Here is a 21,885-nt window from a genome sequence, read left to right as displayed (position 1 = left end):
TATTATGAAAACATTGCTCCCGACGTCCACCGCTGGCAGCCTGCCTAAGCCGACCTGGCTTGCGCAACCTGAAACGCTCTGGTCACCGTGGAAATTACAGGATCAGGAATTACTGGCGGGTAAACAGGATGCGCTGCGCTTATCGCTGGATGAGCAGATCCGCGCGGGAATTGATATCGTCAGCGACGGGGAACAGACCCGCCAGCACTTCGTCACCACCTTTATTGAACACCTGAGCGGCGTTGATTTTGAGAATCGCCAGACGGTGCGCATTCGTAACCGCTATGACGCCAGCGTGCCGACCGTGGTCTCTGCCGTCGCCAGGCAGAAACCGGTCTTCGTGGACGATGCCAGATACTTACGCCAGCTCACGGATAAGCCGATCAAATGGGCCCTGCCGGGGCCGATGACCATGATCGACACTCTTTACGACGCGCACTACAAAAGCCGTGAAAAGCTGGCCTGGGAATTTGCCAAAATCCTCAACCAGGAGGCGAGAGAGTTAGAGGCCGCAGGCGTCGATATCATCCAGTTTGACGAACCGGCGTTTAACGTCTTCTTTGACGAGGTCAACGACTGGGGCATCGCCGCGCTGGAACGCGCCATCGAAGGGCTGAAATGCGAAACCGCGGTACACATCTGCTACGGCTACGGCATCAAAGCCAATACCGACTGGAAAAAGACGCTGGGTTCAGAATGGCGACAGTACGAAGAGGCCTTCCCGAAGCTGCAGACCTCTAATATCGACATCATCTCCCTGGAGTGCCACAACTCTCGCGTGCCGATGGATCTGCTGGAGCTGATCCGCGGTAAAAAAGTGATGGTGGGCGCGATTGATGTGGCAACCAACACGGTTGAAACGCCGGAGGAAGTGGCCGATACGCTGCGTAAAGCGCTGCAGTTCGTTGATGCCGACAAGCTTTACCCTTCCACCAACTGCGGCATGGCCCCTCTCTCCCGCCAGGTTGCTAACGGCAAGCTGAAAGCGCTCAGCGCCGGCGCAGAGATTATCCGCCAGGAGCTCGGCGCGTAATCCCCTTACGCTTGCCAGTACAGCGGCGAACCAAAACGCTCGACGTAATAATCAATCACCGCCCTGACGTTCAGGGGCGGATGTCGGGCATCAGGATAAATCGCCGCGATAGCCTGTTGTTCCGTATTAATGGCGCACTCCAGCGCGGGCAGAAGCGGGATCAGCTCGCCGCGCTGGAGGGGCTCGCTCAGCAGCCAGTCCGGAAACAGCACAATCCCCATTCCGCCCAGCGCCGCCGCCAGTAACGCTTCCGCATTATTCGAGGTCATCAGTGGCGTAACGGGATAGTGCATCCACGCCTCGCCCGGCCTGCGAAACAGCCAGCGGTTAGGCCCCGACGATCCGCGATAAACAAGACAGTGATGCCGGATCAGTTCGTCGGGACCGTCCGGCGCACCGTGTTTACGCAGGTACTCTGGCGATGCGGCCAGGTGATACACCTGCTGACCAAACACCCGGGCGCGAAAAGAGGAGTCGGTCAGCACGCCAATGCGGAAGATCACGTCGGCAGCATCCCGGTGCGGGTCGATAAAATCATCGGTCAGCGTCAGCTCTACGCTGAGTCGGGGGTAGCGTTCCGCCAGACCGGGAAGCCCCGGGGCAATGTGCTTCTGGCCGAAAAATACCGGTCCGTTAATACGGATTACGCCAGACGGCTCCACCGCGCGGGCGTCCAGCTCCCGTCGCGCCTCTTCCAGGTTTTCCGCCATCGAACGGGCATAGCGAATAAAAAGATGGCCACTTTCTGTGGGGATAACGGCCCGCGTATTGCGATAGAAAAGCTGCTGCCCCAGCGCATCTTCAAGCTGATGGATCACGCGGGATATCTGCGAGGCCGAGATCCCCTGCCTGCGCGCGACGACGGAGAAGTTCTGCGCTTCATACACGTCAATAAAGATCAGCAGCGCGCGGATATTGATGTTACTGGCGTCGACCATTAATGCATACCTTGCAAAGGTGTTTACTGAATTATGGCATTTTTCTCACTAAGCTTGCGACGTAATCTTCTTCCCCTGAAACGGAGGAAAGATATGCAGTTTGTTTTGATTTTACTGGTGATTGCCGGCGGGATGGGCCTGTCCGTCGAGGCGGGGTTGCTCGGTCCGCTGGGCAGTGAAGTTGGGGATTTATGGGCGACGTTCAGCATTTTTGGCGTCGGTGCCGCGCTAACGTTTCTGCTGATGCTGTTTTTTAGCCCGCGCAACAGCCCGTCGTTTTTTGCTCAGCCCGGCTGGCAGTTGCTCGGCGGCGTGCTTGGCCCGGTGTACGTGGTCATTCTGACCGTTGCGACACCCGCCATCGGCATCGCCATGACCATGATCGGCATTCTGGCCGGTCAGGTCTTTAAAAGCCTGATCATTGACCACTATGGTCTGCTGGGGACACCGCACAGGAGAATAAACGCGAAACGCATTATCGCGCTGGGTTTCATCATTGCGGCACTGGTTCTGGTCGCACAGGGGTAACGTATGACACTGATTATGATCCTTCTGGCCGTCTGCGGCGGCGCGACGCTGAGCATCCAGGCTGCAATCAACGGACAGCTCGGCAGCAGCGTGGGCGTATTTAAAAGTGCGTTTCTGACCTTTTCCGTCGGCGCGCTGGTGACCGCCCTGCTGATTTTCTTCGTTGAGCCTAAGCAGGCCATTACGCTGCTGGACGTGCCAAAATGGCAGCTCCTCGGCGCGATGTTCGGCGTGCCCTATATCGTGATAATGGTGCTGGCCGTGCAGCGGATCGGCACCGCCGTCGCCACGGTGGCGGTGATCTTCGGCCAGCTCGCGATGAGCATGCTGATTGATCACTTTGGCTGGCTGGGTAATCCTGCCATTCCGTTTTCAACGAGTCGTCTCGGGGCGGTAGTTTGCCTGGGTATTGCGCTCTGGTTCATCTACTCGGGCAGTAAAACCCACCGCGCCCGCGACTAGATTCATCTCTTACGGGTAAAGAACAGCGTCACCGTGGCGACGGTGACGCCAAATTTTTTCATCTCCGTTTTATTAAACAGATGGGTCTCGTCCTGCAGGTACATCCAGTCGTCAAACGTCAGTCGCCAGGTGCTCCCGTTGGCTTTTACATTCATGCTGTAATGCCAGTTAAAGGCGTTGCCCACTGCCTGCCCCGTGGCGACACCATCAATGTCCCCCGCCGTGCCCTCGTAACGATCGTTCCCCACGCGCCGGATATGCCATACCCGCTGCTGCTTCTCACCGTCGTCATAAACAAAGTGTTCATTGAGGGTCAGCGTATCGCCGATAACATCCCCGGCAATTTCCACGTGAAAGCGGCGGATCTGTTTACCGCTGCGATCCTGCACCATCCCCCACGCTTCGGTTTTGCCCTGAAAGTACTGGAAGATATCCAGCCGCGGCTGCTGCTGGCGATACTCGGCCACCTCGGTACTACAGCCTGCCAGCAGCATCGTCAATGCCAGCGCCAGGGTCAGGAAACGTTTCATTTTTGGCCTCCGATTAACTGCTGACGCAGCTCAGGATATTGCGTGCGGGGACCCAGCCAGATGGCCAGGAAGCGGGTGCTGAAGGCTTCTGACTGACGCGGTCCGAGTGGAATAAAGGCTTTTTGCGCTGCTGACGCGCGATACCAGAACTGCCCCTGCCCGTCGTCGAGCACAAACGCCAGCTGTGCGCCCGGCCGGACATCTGGCCACAGAGAGCGCAGCATCTGTAACCAGGCTTCGCTTCGGGGTTCCCGTTGCAGGATCCCCTGCGCCTGCCACTGGTCGCGGGTCGCCTCAACCAGCGCCTCGCGATCGATATCGCGCGCATAGGTAATAATCAGTGCCTGACTGGCATTCTCCTGACCGTAACGCCCGTCCGGGGTGCGCAGCTGGGAGGTATAGACGGTGAAAGGTCCCCAGGTGAGCGTGGCGTCGCCCACCTTACGCCAGGCCAGCCAGTCAGCCGCCAGGGCCGCGGGCGCGACGAGCGTGAGCCAAAGCAGCAGTACCGCAGTTCTCATTTTTGTCTCCCCATCAGCAGGTGGTAAAACAGCATCAACACCAGCCACCCCGGCACCATCCAGCCGACGACGATAACGGTCGGCTCCAGAAACGTGATGGCGCCCAGCCGCTCGCCGAACAGATAGGCCACCGGCCCCCCCACGGCGGCAAGCAGCGTCAGCAGCCAGCCGGGTAACGTGGTGGTGCGCGTCAGCTGCGTCCAGACGGTGGCGAACATCAGCCACAATGCCACCATCCATAGCGGCATCAACGACTCGCCCGTGAAGGCAATGAGCCCGGTCAGGGCCCAGAGCGCGTCCAGCAAACTGCCCGCCGCCGCCAGCCCAATGGCGTAAAGACGGTAAACCGACGGCAATAGCAGACACGCCAGGATCGCCAGCGCGAGCCAGAGAATCAGGCCCTGTTCGCGAAAGAGCACCACCAGCGCCCAGTAAAGATCGAACGCGACGGCCAGCAGGAAAACCTGAAGGTAACCTCTCATACGCGCTCGGCGGTAAGCTGCACCACGCTGATGGTGCGGGCGTTAAACCCGGCTTCGCAGTAGCCAAAGTAATACAGCCACATCCGGCGGAACCGGTCATCAAAGCCGAGCTTTTCAATCTCCTGCCAGGCATGGACAAAACGCTGCCGCCAGTGGGCCAGCGTGCGGGCGTAATCCGGCCCCATGTCGAAGAGGTTGCGCACCACAAAGTCGGTGTGGCGCGTCATCAGCTCATTCATCGCGGTAATGCTCGGCAGAAAGCCGCCGGGGAAAATGTAGCGCTGGATAAAATCGACGCTTTTGCTGTAGTCGCGATAGCGCTGATCCTGAATGGTGATGGCCTGAATCGCCATCCGTCCTCCCGGCCGCAGCCGCGCCTGACAGGTGCGGAAGAACGTGGGCAGATAGCGCTGCCCGACGGCCTCAATCATCTCTATTGAGACCAGCTTGTCATACTCCCCGGTCAGGTCGCGATAGTCGCAGAGCAGCACCTCAACCCGGTCCTGCAGCCCCGCACGGGCAATCCGCTCGGTTGCCCAGACGTATTGCTCCTGCGAAAGCGTGGTGGTGGTCACCCGACAGCCATAATGCCGGGCGGCGTATTCCGCCATTGCCCCCCAGCCGGTGCCTATTTCAAGCAGGTGATCCCCCGGACTCAGCGCCAGCTGTTCACACAGGCGCGCCATTTTGGCCTGCTGAGCCGCGGTAAGATCCTGCTCATCCGCGGTAAACAGCGCGCTGGAGTAAAGCAGCTCCTTATCCAGAAAATGGCTGTAAAAGGTGTTGCCCAGATCGTAATGGGCGGCGATATTTTCCCGCGCCTGGGCACGGGAGTTACGCCGCGTCCAGTGGCGTAGCCGCTCAAGCGGCCTGCCGAGCAGGCGAAAGCCTTTCTCCAGACGGCCAAGAACCTCGCCGTTGAGAGCCAGGATTTGCAGAAGCGGCGTAAGCTGCGCGGTCTCCCATTCGCCGTCCATCCAGGCTTCTGCCGCGGCAAGGCTCCCGCCCGTTAAGACACGCCAGTAGACCCCGGGCGTCAGGATCTGCACGTCGGCATGCAGCGCGGAGGATGTTTCGCCGAAATGGAAACTCTGCGCCCCTTCACGCAGGGTGAGCGAGCCGCCGCGGATGCCGCTTAACAGCCTGAAAAGCAGCCAGCGCGCGATGCGGACGTTGCGCGGGATATCGGGTTCAAGCGCAAAGACGGGATCGGTCATGAGCGTTCACTCCTGCTGACGGGATGGTTATACAGCGGCACGCGCTTGAGCCACAGCCTCAGCGCCTGCCAGTAAATGGCGAATACGGTTTTCAGGGTCATGAACGGGATGCGCAGCAGCAGTGCGCGCAGCGCCGGGCGGGTCAGCGGCTCCCGATGCAGCGCCAGGGTGGCGTCAAACACCTTTGTATCCTGATGATTTTCAATGTGCATATGCAGCGTGTTGTCCGGGGTGTTGAAGCGCCAGTGGTAGATCATGTCCATCGGGTTGAACGGGGAAACGTGAAACGCCTTTTCCGTAGGCTGCGCATCCTGTCCGTTAACGGCATAGTAATGGCGTTCATTCCACGGCGTATTACGGACCTCCGCCAGTACCCAGCGCAGCGTCCCCTTGCCGTCATAGCAGTAGTAAAAGTTGACCGGATTAAAATGAAACCCGAAGTAACGCAGCTGGGTCAGGAGCATAACCCGCCCGTCAGGACGTTCTCCGGTCAGGCTCTCCAGCCTGCTCAGCACGTTCTCTTTAAGCGGCGTGCCGAGCGGATAGTCGGCGTCATGGAACGAGGCGGCGGCAAAGCGATTGCGCCGCACGCCAACGGACGCCAGCAGCGGCAGTTCATCCAGATCCAGCCAGGCCATAAAGACGGTATAGCGAAATTCATGCGTTTTCGGCTGAAGGCGGCGGTGGCGTAACACGCCGTGATAAAGGCAGCTGTTCATCTCAGTTCCCCTCTCCGGCCGCTATCGCATTGACCACGTCCAGCGCGCTGCGCACGCCGTCTTCATGAAAACCGTTGTACCAGTAAGCCCCGCAGAACCAGCTTCGCCGCTGACCGTTGATCTCTGGGCGGCGCGCCTGCGCCCGCCAGCTTTGCGGGTTAAACAGCGGATGTTCATACACAAAACGCTGCCAGACGAAACGTTCGTCCACAGGCCTTTCCGGGTTGAGGGTGACGCAGAACAGCGGGCTGCCCGCAGGCAGCCCCTGCAGGATGTTCATGTTGTAGGTGACGCAGGCGCTGGCCTGCTCCTGCTCGCTGAGACGGTAGTTCCAGCTGGCCCACGCGCGCTTGCGCACTGGCAGCCAGCGCGGGTCGCTGTGCAAGACCACCTCGTTGCGCTGCCAGCCGATATCGCCCAGCACCTCGCGCTCCGCCTGCGTCGGGTCGTCAAGCATGGCCAGCGCCTGGGCGGAGTGGCAGGCAAATATCACCTGGTCGAAGGTATGGCTACCGTTTTCGAGCTGGAGAGTGACCCCGCGCTCATGGCGGCTCACGCGCTGCACCGGCGCGTTCAGGTGCAGCGTCAGACGGTCACCCCGTTTTTCCAGCATGGCGCGGATATACTCCCGCGAGCCCCCCGGGACGACGTACCACTGCGGCCGATGGGTGATATCCAGCAGCCCGTGGTTTTGGAAGAAACGTAAAAAGAGCGGCAGCGGGAAACGCTTCATCTCCTGCAGCGACGATGACCAGATGGCGGCCCCCATCGGCAGAATATAGTGGTGCGCAAAAAACGCCGTGAAGCCGTGCTGGTCCAGAAACGTCTGCAGCGTAGCGTTGGGATCCACCTCGCCCTCCAGCGCCGCTTTTGCCAGACGGTTAAAGCGAACGATCTCGCCCAGCAGCCGCCAGAATCTCGGATTCACCAGGTTTCGACGCTGGGCAAACAGCGAGGTCAGAGTATGGCCGTTGTACTCAAGCCCGGTCGCAGGATTGTGTACCGAGAAGCTCATCTGCGTTTTTTGCCCGCTGATGCCCAGCTCGCTGAGCAGGCCCATAAAGCGTGGATAGGTGCGGTCGTTGTAGACGATAAATCCGGTATCGATGGCCCAGGTACCCTGCGGCGTTGCCACATCCACGGTTGCGGTATGGCCTCCTGGCACGGCTCCCGCTTCAAACAGGGTAACCTGATGATGTCCGGCCAGCCGCCAGGCGCAGGTCAGCCCGGCAATGCCGCTGCCAATAATCGCAATCTTCATGAACGCACCATCCTGCGCAGCAGCGTGCGCTGTAAAAACGCGGGCAGCCCGGCGACCAGCCGCAAAATGAGGCCAAAACCGACAGGAAACGCGATATGCATTTTTCCTGCCGCCAGCCCGATACGGATCGCCTTCACCGCTTCGTCAACGCTCACCCTGCCCGGCATGGCAAAATCGTTTTTCCGCGTCAGCGGCGTATCAACAAAGCCCGGCGAGACAACCGTGACGGCAATTCCTTTTGGCTCCCAGTCCAGGCGCAGGCTCTCGGCAAACCAGCTCAACGCCGCTTTGGAGGCGCCATAGGCCTCCGCACGGGGAAAAGGCAGCCAGTGGGCCATTGAGCTCACCAGCACCACGTGGTTGCCGGCAACCAGCTGCGGCTGAAGTGCCTCAAGGCAGTTCACCGGGCCAAGGAAATTGGTTGCCATCACCCGCTCCACCAGGGCCGCATCCACCACGCCCTGATCGAGGTATTCGCAGGTACCGGCGCAAAGAATAACCAGATCGGCATAGCTACCGGAGAGGGCCTGGCGACAGGCGTCCCTGTCTGTCATATCGAACAGGCGAACGGTGAGATTGGGGCAGGTCTGATGGAGCGCTTCCAGGCGCGCCGGATCGCGTCCGCAGGCAATCACGTGGTAGCCGTCAGCGGCAAAGGATTTCGCAAGCCCAGCCCCTATGCCCGAGCTGGCGCCGGTAATCAGCACCGTCTTCATGATTTCACCCTGCGCTTGACGCCGCGAACCGCCCAGCCCAGCAGAGGCAGATGTTCGTAGATCATCTCTCCTGCATCGTAGTAATCCCGCTGGCGCGTGATGAGATCGTTTTCCGTCTCCACCACCGAGCACCCCGGCAGTTCGAGCGGCTCTCCTCCGGCAATGCGCGGGTGCGACCAGTGCATCACCCAGGTGACCACAAACCGGTTTTCGCCGCACAGTGGGTCATCGATGGTAAAACGGCAATGCTCAACGTTGGCCAGCAGATGGGTGAAGTAGCGCTGAAGCGCGAAAAGCCCGTCATGCTCGCCAAAGGGATCGATAAGCGTCGCATTTGAGTGATAAAGCCCCACCAGCGCCGAGGGCGGCTGGCTATCCAGTGCGGCGTAGTACTCAACAAACCGACTCACGACAGAGGGCAAAGTGCTCATGGGTCACATCCTGGCTGTAAACAACGTGGCGTAATCGCATAATTAAAACTTACACAATTAACGTTATTTGTCCAAGTTTGTGCAAATTTATTTTTTATTTTCTAATAATTTCAATTAGATGCACCTTCATTCAATTGAGGGTTTTGTAGGACGGGTGAGACGTAGCCGCCATCCGGCTTTCACTTTCAGGAAATCCTTAAGGCAAACTCACCGGCCATCTTCCAGGCTTATTCTTTTTAATTCATAAGGATGCCTGACATGAAACGCTTCTTTCTCTCACTTTTCTCCAGCCCCGAATCCTTACTTCAGGTCATGAGTCAGCAGGAAATTATTGAAGCTGTCGAAGATGGCGATCGCATTATCATCGACCAGGACGGCAACGCCTCGGTGAACTACAAAAGCAACGAGGTACGGCAGGACTTTCTGCGTCACGTCAACGCGCTGAAGAGGGCCTGATATGGGAACGGCGATATTTATGGTGCTGATGGTCTGCGGGTACTGGTACACCAGCCGCGACCTGTCCACCCGCTTTAAAATCAAACGCTCCTTCGGCTGGGACGTCTATTTTCTGGTTGCGCTGTATGGCTCTATTTTCGTTCTGCAGGGCGTGATTGCCACGGGGCTGCTCTGGCTGCTGCTGCTCGCCCTCTCCGCCGCCAACAACGCTTTTCACTTTGCCTCTCCGAAATACACCGACTGGCAAATCGACTTTATGAACTGGAGTTTTTTAGGCATTCAGGCGCCGGTGGTGGTGATGCTGGCCTTCGCCATCCTGTTTTGCCTCTACCGCTCTAACTGGGCAGGCAGCGCCAGGCTGGATGGGGAAAGCCGGAAAAAGCTCTACAAACGGCTTGCGCAGGCGAGCGGGATCGAACAACTGCTCTATCAGTGTATGGAGCAAGGCGAGCTGGCGCAGGTCACGCTGCGGTCGAGGCGGATATACGTGGGGATGATCCACACCGCGACGCTGGAATATGAAAAAACGGCCAACATCGTGCTGATCCCGATGTTGAGCGGGTACCGGGACGCGAAGACGATGAACCTGCGCATCGAGAATAATTACAGCAGGTGGTATGCGGAGCATGACATTACGCTCGACTCAGAACCCCGTAGCGCCATGTCATTCCGCAAAGTGATTTTACTCAATCAGATTGAGAGCCTGTCGTTGTTCGATCCCGCCAGCGCCAGCGCGCTGTCGCTGGCACAGCGGGACGAGCATGCGTGTGCTAAAGAGACATCCCCATAATTCTGAGTATGCTCTGCTGAGAAGCGGTTTCGAAAAGCACGTTCTTAAGGCAGAGCATGCCCTGCTTTTGGTAAAACCGGTACGCGCCCGCGTTCTGCTCAAGCACCTCCAGCCAGAGATAGTTTTTCCCCCTGTTCCGGGCCAGGTCGATAATGGTGTTGAACATGACCTGACCATAGTTCTTGCCGGTTTCAGCAGGATCAAGGTAGAGCTTGTTGAGGAGTACGCCCTGTTTATCCGTTTCTGGGATCGTGGCCTCCCAGGTCGCTTTCATGAACCCCACGGGGCGATCGGTTTCGGCTACAAACCAGGAAACAGGGCTCTCAGTCAGGCTCTGCTGGAGTACGGAAGGGGCGTACTCGGCGGCCAGAAAATCCTTCATTTCTGCGCCTGACACCCACAAATGCTGAAAATGGGCCGGATAGATGCGGTATCCCAGCTCGCTTAACAGTGTTGAATCGGCCACGGTGGCCTGTCGAATTCTAAGCATCATTTGCCACCTGGTAACCCTGCCAACGCCCGCTTCAACGACGTGATGACCTCATCCGTCCCCATGCCCATTTGCGCATGAATAATGGCACCGTCAATGAGCAACATGATTTCATTGACGACGTGCTCATCAGCGATCTTCGTCAGCGACGCAATAATATTCTTTGTTTCGATTTTATGATCGCGACATATCGCTTTTATTTCGTTTTCAATATCTTCGGATTTGGCTTCCGCGCTGGCATTAATAAATGCGCAACCGTGGAACTCGGGTGAAACAAACCATTCCTTAAACGTTGCCGATAATGCATCGGACGCGGTCAGGCCAGCGTCGAGATGTCGGCGCAACGTGGTTTCAAACCAGTCAATCCATATTTCATGCCGATACTGCAAATAGGCAAGGATAAGTAAACTTTTACTCGGAAAGTGGCGATAAAACGTCACCTTCGTCACTTTCGCCTCTTTAATCAGCGTATCCACGCCGGTTGCTTTGAAGCCCGTGGAATAGAACAGATCGTGCGCCGTAAGTATTATTTTATCCCTGACGCTGATTTTTTTATCGTTGCCTGCAGCTTCTGCTTTCAATTTTATACAGCCTCATAATGGGGTTGACAGCGTTATTTTACAGACATAGATTACCGCAAGTAGACAGACCTGTCTACATATAACTCACTGAGGTAATCGCCATGAACACACGCCCTCCCTTACCGCCCTTTACCCGTGAAAGCGCTATCGAAAAGGTCAGACTGGCAGAAGATGGCTGGAACAGTCGTGACCCGGCGAAAGTCGCGCTGGCCTATACGCAGGATACCCAATGGCGCAATCGCGCTGAGTTCGCCACCAACCGTGAAGAGGCGCAGGCGTTCCTGGCGCGGAAATGGAAAAAAGAGCTGGATTATCGTCTGATTAAGGAGCTGTGGGCTTTTACGGATAACCGCATCGCCGTTCGCTATGCCTATGAATGGCATGATGACTCCGGCAACTGGTTCCGCTCGTACGGCAATGAAAACTGGGAGTTCGCACCGGACGGACTGATGAAGCGTCGTTTTGCCTGCGTAAATGATATGCCGATACAAGAATCGGAACGGCTGTTCCACTGGCCGCTGGGCAGACGCCCGGACGATCACCCCTCGCTGAGCGATCTGGGATTATAGAATTTCGCATCACTCCGGGCTGCCCCGGAGTGGTGAATTACAGTGCGCCCAGCTGTTTCATCAGCGTCAGGTTGTCTTCAATATGCCAGTTAGCCGCAATTTTCCCTTCGCGGATTTCATAGATATCCGTGGCGATAAAATCTATTTTTTGCCCCTTCCCCTTCAGCTTGCCAAATGTCCCGGTGAATGTGCCGTAAAAATGCAAATGGGAGACCACGCGGTCGCCGGAAATAATCATCTGCTCAACCTCACAGCGTAAATCCGGCACTGCCGTGCGAAACGCACGCGAGGCTAAAATAGCGCCCTCCGGCCCCTGCTTACGACCTTCCGGCGGCGTTTTATCAATAAAATTCGCTGCCAGGGCATCACGCGCCAGGGATTCTTCTCCGGTGTTCCAGAACGTGGCATATTCTCTGGCAACGGCTTCATTCGCTGTTAATTGCGTCCGGGACAGGCTCTTATCCACAATAAGCTGCTGTGGTTTCACCCATTCTGACTGCGCCGAATACGCGCCGCCCGACAGTCCAACAAAAATAAGCGCCGCGAGGGCGGGACGAAAAGTTTTCAAAGCGTTCATCTTCTTTCTCACCATTTTTTACGTTACTCGCTAACCCTGTATTGTGGGTAATCGGTATATCCCCTCCCGGCGCCACCAAACAGCGTGGCGGGATCCCGCACCTCTGCCAGCGGCAACCGGTGCGCCAGCCGGTGGGGTAAATCCGGGTTGGCAATAAACGGTCGTCCGAAGGCAATTAAATCGGCATAGCCCGCCGCAAGTATTTTTTCGGCTTTTGCAAGGTCATAGTTACCCGCGACGATCAGCGTCCCGCTAAAGGTCTCGCGAAGTGACTGACGGAATTGTTCGGGGATCTGCGGCGCATCGTCCCAGTCGGCTTCCGCCAGGTGGATGAACGCAATCCCTTGTTGTTCGCACCAGGCCGCAAGCGCGAGTATGGCTTCAGAGACCTGCGGATCGTTCATCCCGCGCTGGGTAATAAACGGCGAAAGACGAATGCCCGTTCGCTCGTGACCAATGGCCTCAGCAATGGCGCTTAACACTTCCTGAGCAAAGCGGATCCGATTCGCCAGCGTGCCGCCGTACTCATCCGTGCGTATGTTGGATGTCTGGCGCAGGAACTGGTCGATTAAATAACCGTTACCGCCGTGAACCTCCACGCCATCAAATCCGGCCTGAACGGCATTCAGCGCGGCCTGGCGATAGTCCGCGACGATGCTGTGAATGTTCTTGCGCGAAAGCGCTCGCGGCTGCGGGCAGTCCACCATTTGGCCTTCGCCCTTTTCATTCACCACCCATACCTGCGCGTCCGGCGCCAGCGCTGACGGGGCGACGGGCTGGCCGTCCTGATGAAAACTGGCGTGGGACATTCGCCCGACGTGCCAGAGCTGAGAAAAAATGAGTCCGCCCGCCTGGTGCACGGCGCCCGTGATGAGTTGCCATCCTGAAACCTGCTCCGGCGAATGCATGCCGGGCGTCCAGGAGTATCCCTGACCCTGAGGCGAGATCTGCGTGGCTTCGGTGATGATTAACCCCGCGCTGGCCCGCTGCCGGTAATATTCCGCCATCAGCGCAGAGGGAATATTGCCCGGCTGAAGGGAACGCGCACGGGTCATCGGCGCCATGACGATACGATTTTTGAGGTCCTGCGAACCTAACCTGTAGCGTTCAAAAAGTGAGGTCTGTTTCATGTTTCATCCCTTATGGTTTGGATGAAACCACTTTACAGACGGCATCTGCTTTTGATAATTACGCTAAAATCAGATGCACTTTTCGGAAAAAATGAATAATGGGAAAACTCGAAGACATGGCCCTGCTGGTTGAAGTCGCTGAGGCCGGTGGCCTTTCCGCTGCCGGACGACGCCTGTCGCTTTCCCCTGCCACCATGACGGCCAGGCTGAAGGCGATTGAAGAGCGCTACCAGACCCGCCTGTTCCATCGCTCAACGCGGTCCATCACCCTGACCCGTGCTGGCGAAGAGTTTTACCATGCCGCACTGCGCGTGCTGGAAGAGGTTCGCCATGCCGAGTCGTTACTGACACAAAAAGAAGGCGTGCTAAGCGGTAATATTCGCCTTTCTGCCCCCTCTGACTTTGGCAGGCAGTACCTTAGCCCCGCCGTGGTTGAGTTTTCCCGCCACCATCCCGACGTGAAATTTTTCATCTCGTTAAGAGAGCACGTTGAGGATCTGGTCGCTAACCGGCTCGATATGAGCGTGCGCTTCGGCAACCTCCCGGACAGCAGCCTTGTCGTCAAAAATATTCGCCCCAATCATCGGGTACTGGTCGCCTCCCGGGCCTATCTTACCGCCCATGGTGTCCCGGCCACGTTTGCGGAGTTAGCCCATCACCGGTGCCTGGCGCTTGAGTCGCAGGGCGTGGTGATGAACGAATGGCGCTTCGAGACTGAGGGCAAGGAGACGGTCGTTCGTGTCGATCCTGCCATGGTGTGTGACGACGGCGCGCTGCTTCGTCAGTGGGCCCTCAGCGGGGCGGGCATGGCGGGGAAATCGTGGTGGGACGTCAAAGACGACGTTGAGACAGGAAGACTCACGGTGCTGTTTGCCGACAGCTTCACCGGCTTTAGCCGATACGACCGCAAAGATGTCGGGCTGCAGTTTGTCTACCCGCAGCGCACCCTGCAGCCGCTTCAGGTCACGGCGTTCAGTCAGTTTTTTCTCGACTGGCTTAAAAAACAATAACGCCAAAAAACGGTGATACACTACCCCTCACCGGGTCATCGTCCCGTCTGGATGACCTGGTACGAAAACACAGGTAACCAAAATACAAAATGGTCACTCGTTGTTAATCGTAACCTGTCACGCTAAGCTTAAATAATGACTAAAAATATGCCTACCCCATCATCACGTGGTCCACTTGACCACACTGTCAGAGAGCAAATTGTCGAAGCGGCTTTTGAGCACTTCGGCCACTACGGCTATGAAAAAACCACCGTGGCCGAGCTGGCCAAATCTATCGGTTTTTCTAAGTCCTACATTTATAAATTTTTTGAGTCCAAACAGGCAATTGGTGAAGTGATCTGTGCTAACCGCCTGGAACTGATCATGGCGGCCGTGCTTTCCGCCATCGAGGACGCGCCCTCGGCCAGCGAAAAATTGCGCCGTCTTTTCAAAGCGCTAACCGAAGCAGGCAGCGAGCTGTTCTTCCACGATCGTAAGCTTTACGACATTGCCGCCGTCGCCGCACGCGAACAGTGGCCCTCAACGGAACGGTATGCAGAAAGCCTGATGAAGCTGATTGAGAGCATCATCATCGAAGGCAGGCAGGCCGGTGAGTTCGAGAGAAAAACGCCGCTGGACGAGGTCACCCAGGCCATTCACATGGTGATGTGTCCTTACATCAATCCCGTACAGCTGCAGTACAACCTCGAAACGGCCCCGGCTGCGGCAGTGCTGCTCTCTTCACTGATTTTACGAAGCCTGGCCCCCTGATTTGTGACCATTGACAATATTGGTCACTAGTCAGAGAATGCGGATACCGTTCTGTTACGTCAAAAAGGTTTCCCATGCTCAGGCTCACTTCAGCCCGCGTTGCCGTTTGTCTCCTGCCGTTCGCCCTGGTGGCATGCGGCGATACGTCTTCGAGTGACGATCCGCGCACTCAGCCGCCGCTTGTCAGATCCGCCTCTGTCGCACTTGCCAGCGACACAGCCCGCGCCTTCACGGGCGTGGTGGTCGCCAGAACGCAAAGCGATTTGGGTTTCAGGGTGCAGGGAAAAATCCTCGAACGTCTGGTGGATACCGGGCAGACCGTCAAACAGGGTCAGCCGTTGCTGCGCCTTGACCCGGTGGATCTGAAATTACAGGCCCAGGCACAGCAGCGCGCGGTGGACGCCGCCCAGGCACGCGCGCGCAAAGCGTCCAGCGATGAGGCGCGCTATCGCGGTCTGGTGGCCTCTGGCGCCGTGTCCGCCGCAGAGTATGACCAGATCAAAGCCGCTGCGGATACGGCCAGAGCGGAGCTCAGCGCTGCCCGGGCGCAGGCTAGCGTGGCGCAAAACGCCACGGGCTATGCCGTACTGCTGGCGGATGCCGACGGCGTGGTGATGGAGACCCTCGCCGAACCGGGTCAGGTGGTCAGCGCCGGTCAGGTGGTGATCCGGCTTGCCAGAGCGGGACAGCGCGAAGCGCTTGTACAGTTCCCGGAGACCCTGCGTCCTGCCGTCGGCAGCGCCGCGCAGGCCACGCTGTATGGCAATGAAACACACCCGGTCAGCGCAACACTGCGCCTGCTGTCTGATTCCGCCGACGCCACCACCCGCACCTATGAAGCACGCTATGTCCTGGAAGGCGCCCTGGCAAACGCGCCACTGGGGGCAACCGTCACGCTCCAGCTCGCCGTACGCCAGCAGGGTCAGGTGATGCAGGTTCCTCTGGCCTCCCTCTACGATGCAGGCAACGGTCCCGGCGTCTGGCGCATTTCCGATCGGTCAGCAAAAGTCGCCTGGACGCCCGTTACGGTGCAGAGCGTGGGGGACGATGCCGCGCAGGTCACGGGAGGCGTGAAGCCCGGGGAGAAGATTGTTGCGCTGGGTGCCCATCTTCTGCATGAAGGTGAGACCGTCAGGCTGGCCGAACAACGTCATGCCGGCCTCGCGGAGACCACGCCATGAGCGAAAACCGCTTCAACCTGTCAGCGCTCGCCGTTCGCGAGCGTTCAGTCACGCTGTTTCTGATCGTTCTCGTAACAATTGCCGGTATTTACGCCTTTTTTGGCCTTGGACGCGCAGAAGATCCACCCTTCACGGTGAAGCAGATGACGGTGATTACCGTCTGGCCGGGCGCAACCGCGCAGGAAATCCAGGATCAGGTTGCCGAACCGCTGGAAAAGCGCCTGCAGGAACTCAAATGGTATGACCGCACGGAAACCTATACCCGCCCCGGCATGGCCTTTATCACGTTGTCATTGCAGGACAAAACGCCGCCCGCTGAGGTGCAGGACGAGTTCTACCAGGCGCGGAAGAAACTGGGAGATGAAACCCGGCGTCTCCCGTCCGGCGTCATCGGGCCGATGATCAATGACGAATTTTCAGATGTTACCTTTGCCCTCTTTGCCCTGAAAGCGAAAGGCGAACCGCAGCGGCAGATGGTACGTGATGCCGAAAGCCTTCGCCAGCAGCTCCTGCACGTCCCGGGCGTGAAGAAGGTGAATATCATCGGTGAGCAGGCTGAGCGGATTTACATCTCCTTCTCGCATGACCGTCTGGCAACGATGGGGCTCTCAACCCAGGATATCTTCACTGCGCTCAACAGCCAGAACGCCCTGGCCGCTGCTGGTTCCATTGAGACCCGGGGCGCGCAGATTTTTATTCGCCTCGACGGTGCTTTCGACGAACTGCAAAAGATCCGCGATACCCCCTTTGTGGCTCAGGGCAAGACCCTCAAGCTGTCCGATGTGGCCACGGTTGAACGGGGCTACGAAGATCCCCCGACGATGCTGATCCGTAATCAGCATGAGCCCGCCCTTCTGCTGGGCATTGTGATGCGTGAAGGCTGGAACGGTCTGGCACTGGGTAAAGCGCTGGATGCAGAAGTGGCGAAAATTAATGAGGGCCTGCCGCTCGGCATGACCCTGACCAAAGTCACCGATCAGTCCGTGAATATCCGCTCGTCGGTCGACGAGTTTATGATCAAATTCTTCGTCGCCCTGCTGGTAGTGATGGTGGTCTGTTTTGTCAGCATGGGCTGGCGCGTGGGCGTGGTGGTGGCAGCGGCGGTCCCGCTCACGCTGGCGGTGGTCTTTGTGGTAATGGAGGCCGCAGGAATAAACTTTGACCGCGTCACGCTGGGCTCTTTGATCCTCGCGCTTGGCCTGCTGGTTGACGACGCCATTATCGCCATCGAAATGATGGTGGTGAAGATGGAGGAAGGTTACGACAGAATCAAAGCCTCCGCCTACGCCTGGAGCCACACCGCCGCGCCCATGCTGGCGGGTACGCTGGTGACGGCCATTGGCTTTATGCCGAACGGCTTTGCCCAGTCGACCGCCGGGGAATACACCAGCAACATGTTCTGGATTGTCGGCCTCGCCCTGATTGCCTCCTGGTTTGTCGCCGTGGTGTTCACGCCGTATCTGGGCGTGAAGATCCTGCCAAACATTCCGGTCGTGGAAGGTGGCCATGCCGCCATCTATAACACGCCTCGCTATAACCGTTTTCGCCTGCTGCTTGGCCGCGTTATCGCCAGAAAATGGCGGGTGGCCGGCTCGGTCGTCGCCATTTTTATCCTCGCCGTGCTCGGTATGGGGCTGGTAAAAAAACAATTTTTCCCGACCTCCGATCGCCCGGAAGTGCTGGTAGAAGTCCAGATGCCCTACGGTACCTCGATTGCGCAGACCAGCGCCGCCACCGCAAAAATTGAAGCCTGGCTGAGCAAACAGCCGGAAGCCAAAATCGTTACCGCCTATATTGGACAGGGTTCACCCCGTTTTTATCTGGCGATGGCCCCCGAGTTGCCCGATCCGTCTTTTGCCAAAGTCGTGATCCTCACAGACAGCGAGACCTCACGCGAGGCGCTCAAGTTCAGGCTTCGGCAGGCGGTCGCGAGCGGCCTTGCGCCGGAAGCCCGCGTGCGGGTAACGCAGCTGGTGTTTGGCCCGTACTCGCCCTTCCCGGTGGCCTGGCGCGTTTCAGGGCCGGATGTCGCAACCGTGCGTGGCATCGCTGATAAGGTGAAAGCCGTGCTGGAGGCAAGCCCGATGATGCGCACCGTCAACAGTGACTGGGGCTCGCGCGTGCCTGTATTACATTTCACCCTCGACCAGAACCGCCTGCAGGCGACGGGGTTAACGTCCAGTGACGTCGCCCGCCAGCTCCAGTTTCTGTTGTCCGGTGTGCCTGTTACCGCCGTACGGGAAGATATCCGTTCGGTAGAGGTGATGGGCCGCGCCGCGGGAGATATCCGCCTTGATCCGGCAAAAATCGAGGGGTTCACCCTGGTCGGCAATGCGGGACAGCGTGTTCCGCTGTCCCAAATCGGCAAGATTGAGATTGGAATGGAAGATTCGATCCTGCGCCGTCGCGATCGCACACCGACCATTACCGTGCGGGGCGATATCGCCGACACGCTTCAGCCACCGGATGTGTCGGTTGCCATCATGAAGCAGCTCCAGCCGATTGTTGATGCGCTGCCAGCCGGATACCGCATCGACATGGCGGGGTCGATTGAGGAATCAGGTAAAGCCACACAGGCCATGCTCCCGCTGTTCCCGATCATGATTGCCCTGACGCTGCTGATCATCATTTTGCAGGTGCGTTCGCTCTCGGCGATGGTAATGGTGTTTCTTACCGCGCCGCTGGGGTTGATTGGCGTGGTCCCTACCCTGCTGATGTTTAATCAGCCGTTTGGCATCAACGCCCTGGTGGGCCTGATCGCCCTGTCAGGCATTCTTATGCGCAATACCCTGATTCTGATCGGGCAAATCGACCATAACCAGAAGGCGGGCCTCGATCCGTTCCAGGCGGTGGTTGAGGCGACGGTCCAGCGCGCGCGCCCGGTATTACTGACCGCGATGGCTGCCGTGCTGGCGTTCATTCCCCTGACGCATTCGGTGTTCTGGGGAACGCTGGCCTGGACGCTGATCGGCGGAACGTTGGGGGGAACCATCATTACGCTCGTCTTTCTGCCGGCGATGTATGCAATCTGGTTCCGGATCCGCCCTGCGGAACAAGGCGTGCAGCTCCCTGCTGAAAACGTGTAAACTACCCTCAGTAATTAACTGACCCGAGGAAAACATGGTTGTTAAGCGCTTAAGAAAAGAGGATCGCCGCGTGCAGCTGCTGGAGGTGGCGCGTGGCATTGTCCGCCAGCAAGGCACGGAGGCACTGACGCTGGGTTACCTGGCGGAACGGGCCAACGTGACAAAGCCGATCCCCTACGACCACTTTGGCGATCGCGAAGGGCTGTTGATGGCGCTGTACCGGGATTACAGCGATCGGCAGTTGAAAAAATTCCGTGAAACGCTGGCGGTAGACAGCAAAACGCTGGAAAAGACGATCCGCTTTTTCAGCGCCGCCTATATCGATTGCGCCATAACCGCGGGGCCCGAAACCGGCCCCATCGCCGCGGCGCTGTCCGGGTCCCACGCGCTTCAGACCTTCCGGGAAGCGTGCGTGGCAGAGTGTGCCGACTGCCTGCGCACCGCACTTTCTCCTTTTGTCGTGCTCAAAGGTGTCCAGGGGGAAGCGGTGCTGACGGCCATTTTGGGTGCTGCGGACGCGCTCAGCGCCGCCGCAGGGAGCGGTGCGCTCGCCCGAAATGTTGCGGAAGATATGCTTAGCGGCGCCATGTCCGGCGTGCTGGAGACCTACGCGAAAAGCACAAAATGATCGTAGCAGGCAGATTGACAGACAAGTTACCAATAGTAATATAGAAAGCAATTCACTCCCTGCTGAGGTTGCTATGTCTGCTAAAGATGTCATCAAAAATGCGCTGATCGTGACGGCTCACCCTGTCGAAAACTCGCTGTCTCATTCGCTGGCCGATCGCATTGCCGGACAGCTTCGCGAACAAGGTATGCAGGTTGAAAGGGCTGACCTGCATGCCGAAGGTTTTAATCCGGCCATGTCGCGCGCCGATCTGGATTTTTATCATGGCGAACCCGGCGCCCTCCCTGACGATATTCTGCGCGAGCAGCAGCGCGTCGAGCGAGCGGATATGCTGGTGTTTGTCTTCCCGGTGTACTGGTGGTCGGTTCCCGCGCTGTTGAAAGGCTGGTTCGATCGCGTATTAACCCTGAACTGGGCGTATAAGGTAGCCGACGACGGCCGGATTGTGGGCAACTTACGGGATGTTCCCGTCCGCCTGATTGCCACTGGCGGCAGCGATCTCACCGGATTTGATAAACACGGCTACTCGACGGCGATTCAGACGCAAATCATCGAAGGTGTATTTGGCTTCTGCGGGTTGAAGAACGTCACGCTCGATATTCTCTACCAGGCCGATACGGCAACGCCTGCTCAGGTTGAGGATTTTCTGCAAGGACTCAATATTGCGGATTAAAATCAGCCTGTGATTGAAATTTCCCGGCGCACCTCATCGCGCGCCGGGCACAGATGAGAACCCTTACAGGGTAAAACCCCCATCACCCACTTGCGCCTGCGCGTACCATTGCATCAGCTTTTCGGTGCCGGGTGCGTTTTCAGCAGGTGCCCATGGGGCAAAATCAGGCCCGGCAACAGGCTGATATCCGCCGTGTTTAACCTCAAAAACAACGCCACCTTTATCCAGTGACAGCACGGCATGCCAGGTGCCCGCCTCCATCTCCAGCACCTTGCACGCTTCACCCAACACCACGCGCTGAGTCACATTACCGTTGTCATCAAAATTCAGCACCAGAAAGCGGCCACTGAGCGCTGTCAGCAATTCAAAGGTATGCGGGTGGCGATGCGGGCGAACATAGGTGCCAGGCTCCATGGCAATGGCCAGGCGCTGAACCGGGTCGCTCAGTTCAGGGTGTAAATTACGATGCGCACGTAAGCGAGGGGAAATGGCGGCCTGCTCGCTCTGTTGCTGCAGATCGCTGAAAGTAATCTGTTTCATATACACCTTTGTGAATGGGGTCAGCTGACGGCACCCCGAGTGCCGCAAGGCGTTATACCATTCTGAACAGACTGTGGGCTACGGCATTTGTGAAACAAAACGCTGCCTGAGTTATCGGCCTGAAGGCTGAAAATGGCCTCAAAGAAGGGTGACGGACTCATCCAGCCAGCCGGGAAGATGGTCCCTGTACCAGTTAAGGTAGATATTCAGATCAGGCTTTTTCCTTTCGTGCAGTAATAACACGACTTCAGTGACAATCCATGCTTTGGCGATAGTGATTTCTCTGGCTAACCTGTCTGCACAACATCACTAACAGGGCTTTTTTCAATTATCTGATTGCCATGTTGATCCGTCAAAAGGCGTACCTTTGCTGCGCCCATTCTGGATAAGTTGTCGGGAGACATACCATCCTCATTCGATACGTTCGGTTTCTGGTCGTAAGTATAGCGTGATGGGATAAATAAGATGTTGAGTAAAACTCACACTGATGCTCACTATTTATCGTTTTTCAAACGTAATCACGTTAAATACCATCAGGTCATTATCCCTTTCAAATTATAAATACCACTCTGCCTGTATGGAGCAC

26 protein-coding genes and 1 pseudogene are annotated in these 21,885 nt (G+C 57.6%); 12 read left to right on the top strand and 15 right to left on the bottom strand.

Annotation, left to right across the window (positions count from 1 at the left end; all coding sequences use genetic code 11):
• The first annotated feature begins 4 nt into the window (after window positions 1-4).
• On the top strand, window positions 5-1,033 hold the full coding sequence (locus tag GM298_RS21205; RefSeq protein ID WP_045284330.1) for a methionine synthase: 1,029 nt from the start codon (window positions 5-7) through the stop codon (window positions 1,031-1,033).
• 5 nt (window positions 1,034-1,038) lie between these two features.
• On the opposite strand, the gene GM298_RS21200 is transcribed toward GM298_RS21205, so the two are convergent.
• Window positions 1,039-1,971, bottom strand: coding sequence for a LysR family transcriptional regulator (locus GM298_RS21200; RefSeq protein ID WP_266155228.1), 933 nt, complete (start codon window positions 1,969-1,971; stop codon window positions 1,039-1,041).
• A gap of 93 nt (window positions 1,972-2,064) precedes the next feature.
• On the opposite strand from GM298_RS21200, the gene GM298_RS21195 reads away from it, so the two are divergent.
• Together GM298_RS21195 and GM298_RS21190 are read left to right on the top strand one after the other, a co-directional pair.
• Window positions 2,065-2,499, top strand: coding sequence for a DMT family transporter (locus GM298_RS21195; RefSeq protein ID WP_045284328.1), 435 nt, complete (start codon window positions 2,065-2,067; stop codon window positions 2,497-2,499).
• A 3-nt stretch (window positions 2,500-2,502) separates the two neighbouring features.
• Complete coding sequence (locus GM298_RS21190) at window positions 2,503-2,961, top strand: DMT family transporter (RefSeq protein WP_095449679.1); 459 nt, start codon at window positions 2,503-2,505, stop codon at window positions 2,959-2,961.
• A 2-nt stretch (window positions 2,962-2,963) separates the two neighbouring features.
• Here the strand turns inward: GM298_RS21190 and GM298_RS21185 are convergent, their stop codons facing one another.
• Genes GM298_RS21185 through GM298_RS21150 form a run of 8 tightly spaced genes read right to left on the bottom strand, consistent with a single transcriptional unit; the run spans window position 2,964 to window position 8,838 of the window.
• Complete coding sequence (locus GM298_RS21185; RefSeq protein ID WP_266155226.1) at window positions 2,964-3,491, bottom strand: DUF3833 domain-containing protein; 528 nt, start codon at window positions 3,489-3,491, stop codon at window positions 2,964-2,966.
• The gene (locus GM298_RS21180; protein WP_025757922.1) at window positions 3,488-4,012 is read right to left on the bottom strand and encodes a hypothetical protein; all 525 of its coding nucleotides are present in this window, start codon (window positions 4,010-4,012) and stop codon (window positions 3,488-3,490) included. The genes GM298_RS21185 and GM298_RS21180 overlap by 4 nt, the downstream gene beginning before the upstream one ends.
• Complete coding sequence (locus GM298_RS21175) at window positions 4,009-4,494, bottom strand: DUF2878 domain-containing protein (protein ID WP_266155224.1); 486 nt, start codon at window positions 4,492-4,494, stop codon at window positions 4,009-4,011. Before GM298_RS21175 ends, GM298_RS21180 begins: the two co-directional genes overlap by 4 nt.
• Window positions 4,491-5,711, bottom strand: a complete 1,221-nt coding sequence (locus GM298_RS21170; RefSeq protein WP_025757924.1) for an SAM-dependent methyltransferase — start codon at window positions 5,709-5,711, stop codon at window positions 4,491-4,493. Before GM298_RS21170 ends, GM298_RS21175 begins: the two co-directional genes overlap by 4 nt.
• Window positions 5,708-6,430, bottom strand: coding sequence for a DUF1365 domain-containing protein (locus tag GM298_RS21165; RefSeq protein WP_025757925.1), 723 nt, complete (start codon window positions 6,428-6,430; stop codon window positions 5,708-5,710). The genes GM298_RS21170 and GM298_RS21165 overlap by 4 nt, the downstream gene beginning before the upstream one ends.
• A gap of 1 nt (window position 6,431) precedes the next feature.
• Window positions 6,432-7,691 carry an NAD(P)/FAD-dependent oxidoreductase gene (locus GM298_RS21160; RefSeq protein WP_025757927.1) on the bottom strand — a complete coding sequence of 420 codons (1,260 nt, stop codon included), beginning with the start codon at window positions 7,689-7,691 and terminating at the stop codon, window positions 6,432-6,434.
• Window positions 7,688-8,407, bottom strand: a complete 720-nt coding sequence (locus GM298_RS21155) for an SDR family NAD(P)-dependent oxidoreductase (RefSeq protein ID WP_025757929.1) — start codon at window positions 8,405-8,407, stop codon at window positions 7,688-7,690. Before GM298_RS21155 ends, GM298_RS21160 begins: the two co-directional genes overlap by 4 nt.
• Window positions 8,404-8,838, bottom strand: a complete 435-nt coding sequence (locus GM298_RS21150; protein ID WP_025757930.1) for a nuclear transport factor 2 family protein — start codon at window positions 8,836-8,838, stop codon at window positions 8,404-8,406. Before GM298_RS21150 ends, GM298_RS21155 begins: the two co-directional genes overlap by 4 nt.
• Window positions 8,839-9,096: 258 nt before the next feature.
• On the opposite strand from GM298_RS21150, the gene GM298_RS21145 reads away from it, so the two are divergent.
• On the top strand, window positions 9,097-9,294 hold the full coding sequence (locus tag GM298_RS21145) for a hypothetical protein (protein ID WP_008502331.1): 198 nt from the start codon (window positions 9,097-9,099) through the stop codon (window positions 9,292-9,294).
• A 1-nt stretch (window position 9,295) separates the two neighbouring features.
• Window positions 9,296-10,084 carry a hypothetical protein gene (locus tag GM298_RS21140; RefSeq protein ID WP_025757931.1) on the top strand — a complete coding sequence of 263 codons (789 nt, stop codon included), beginning with the start codon at window positions 9,296-9,298 and terminating at the stop codon, window positions 10,082-10,084.
• Here the strand turns inward: GM298_RS21140 and GM298_RS21135 are convergent.
• Complete coding sequence (locus tag GM298_RS21135) at window positions 10,065-10,577, bottom strand: GNAT family N-acetyltransferase (protein ID WP_025757933.1); 513 nt, start codon at window positions 10,575-10,577, stop codon at window positions 10,065-10,067. The two genes, GM298_RS21140 and GM298_RS21135, sit on opposite strands and share 20 nt — an antisense overlap.
• Window positions 10,574-11,155: a TetR/AcrR family transcriptional regulator gene (locus tag GM298_RS21130; protein ID WP_025757935.1), complete on the bottom strand. Its 582-nt coding sequence runs from the start codon at window positions 11,153-11,155 to the stop codon at window positions 10,574-10,576. Before GM298_RS21130 ends, GM298_RS21135 begins: the two co-directional genes overlap by 4 nt.
• 101 nt (window positions 11,156-11,256) lie before the next feature.
• On the opposite strand from GM298_RS21130, the gene GM298_RS21125 reads away from it, so the two are divergent.
• On the top strand, window positions 11,257-11,724 hold the full coding sequence (locus GM298_RS21125) for a DUF1348 family protein (RefSeq protein WP_032672511.1): 468 nt from the start codon (window positions 11,257-11,259) through the stop codon (window positions 11,722-11,724).
• A gap of 37 nt (window positions 11,725-11,761) precedes the next feature.
• Here the strand turns inward: GM298_RS21125 and GM298_RS21120 are convergent, their stop codons facing one another.
• Together GM298_RS21120 and GM298_RS21115 are read right to left on the bottom strand one after the other, a co-directional pair.
• Window positions 11,762-12,301, bottom strand: a complete 540-nt coding sequence (locus tag GM298_RS21120) for an ester cyclase (RefSeq protein ID WP_266155221.1) — start codon at window positions 12,299-12,301, stop codon at window positions 11,762-11,764.
• Between the two features lie 23 nt (window positions 12,302-12,324).
• Window positions 12,325-13,431 (bottom strand): alkene reductase, encoded by a 1,107-nt coding sequence (locus tag GM298_RS21115; RefSeq protein ID WP_262746904.1) that lies wholly within the window; start codon window positions 13,429-13,431, stop codon window positions 12,325-12,327.
• Window positions 13,432-13,529: 98 nt separating this feature from the next.
• Here GM298_RS21115 and GM298_RS21110 point away from each other — a divergent pair, with 98 nt between their 5' ends.
• The 6 genes from GM298_RS21110 to GM298_RS21085 all read left to right on the top strand — a co-directional run bounded on the left by GM298_RS21110 (window position 13,530) and on the right by GM298_RS21085 (window position 20,759).
• Window positions 13,530-14,441: a LysR family transcriptional regulator gene (locus tag GM298_RS21110; RefSeq protein ID WP_266155220.1), complete on the top strand. Its 912-nt coding sequence runs from the start codon at window positions 13,530-13,532 to the stop codon at window positions 14,439-14,441.
• 135 nt (window positions 14,442-14,576) lie between these two features.
• The gene (locus GM298_RS21105; protein WP_059385340.1) at window positions 14,577-15,191 is read left to right on the top strand and encodes a TetR/AcrR family transcriptional regulator; all 615 of its coding nucleotides are present in this window, start codon (window positions 14,577-14,579) and stop codon (window positions 15,189-15,191) included.
• Between the two features lie 74 nt (window positions 15,192-15,265).
• Window positions 15,266-16,372 (top strand): efflux RND transporter periplasmic adaptor subunit, encoded by a 1,107-nt coding sequence (locus tag GM298_RS21100; RefSeq protein ID WP_259564649.1) that lies wholly within the window; start codon window positions 15,266-15,268, stop codon window positions 16,370-16,372.
• Window positions 16,369-19,458 (top strand): efflux RND transporter permease subunit, encoded by a 3,090-nt coding sequence (locus GM298_RS21095; protein WP_266155218.1) that lies wholly within the window; start codon window positions 16,369-16,371, stop codon window positions 19,456-19,458. The genes GM298_RS21100 and GM298_RS21095 overlap by 4 nt, the downstream gene beginning before the upstream one ends.
• A 34-nt stretch (window positions 19,459-19,492) precedes the next feature.
• Window positions 19,493-20,086, top strand: a complete 594-nt coding sequence (locus GM298_RS21090) for a TetR/AcrR family transcriptional regulator (RefSeq protein ID WP_266155217.1) — start codon at window positions 19,493-19,495, stop codon at window positions 20,084-20,086.
• Window positions 20,087-20,159: 73 nt separating this feature from the next.
• On the top strand, window positions 20,160-20,759 hold the full coding sequence (locus GM298_RS21085; RefSeq protein WP_045284310.1) for an NAD(P)H-dependent oxidoreductase: 600 nt from the start codon (window positions 20,160-20,162) through the stop codon (window positions 20,757-20,759).
• A gap of 63 nt (window positions 20,760-20,822) precedes the next feature.
• On the opposite strand, the gene GM298_RS21080 is transcribed toward GM298_RS21085, so the two are convergent.
• Together GM298_RS21080 and GM298_RS21075 are read right to left on the bottom strand one after the other, a co-directional pair.
• Window positions 20,823-21,299: a WbuC family cupin fold metalloprotein gene (locus GM298_RS21080; protein WP_025757949.1), complete on the bottom strand. Its 477-nt coding sequence runs from the start codon at window positions 21,297-21,299 to the stop codon at window positions 20,823-20,825.
• Between the two features lie 138 nt (window positions 21,300-21,437).
• Window positions 21,438-21,590, bottom strand: a pseudogene (locus tag GM298_RS21075) (aminoglycoside phosphotransferase); the annotation flags it as partial.
• Window positions 21,591-21,885: the final 295 nt, after the last annotated feature.

Origin of the sequence: Enterobacter sp. HSTU-ASh6 (genome assembly GCF_026319105.1) — a bacterium.
GTDB classification, from domain to species: domain Bacteria; phylum Pseudomonadota; class Gammaproteobacteria; order Enterobacterales; family Enterobacteriaceae; genus Enterobacter; species Enterobacter sichuanensis.
This window is presented reverse-complemented; position numbering and strand designations above follow the sequence as displayed.